The 281-nt window shown below is 45.6% G+C and carries 1 rRNA gene; it reads left to right on the top strand.

Annotated features, from left to right (window positions below):
• Positions 1–281, top strand: a 23S ribosomal RNA gene (locus FM019_RS20755); the annotation flags it as partial.

Genomic DNA, 281 nt, shown 5'->3' with positions numbered 1-281 from the left:
AGATGCGTAGTCGATGGGAAACGGATTAATATTTCCGTACTTGATATATCAGTGAAGGGGGGACGGAGAAGGCTAGACAAGCTTGGTGTTGGTTATCCAAGTGAAAGTGCGTAGGGCGTTGAATTAGGTAAATCCGGTTCAACATTAAACCTGAGACACGAGACGAGTTTCTACGGAAACGAAGTTGTTGATGCCCTGCTTCCAGGAAAAGCCTCTAAACTTATGATATATCGAACCGTACCCCAAACCGACACAGGTGGTCAGGTAGAGAATACTAAGGC

Source organism: Aliiglaciecola sp. M165, assembly GCF_007197995.1.
Taxonomy (GTDB): Bacteria; Pseudomonadota; Gammaproteobacteria; order Enterobacterales; family Alteromonadaceae; genus Aliiglaciecola.
Note: the sequence above shows the minus strand (reverse complement) of the source record. Positions and strands in the feature narration are given on the sequence as shown.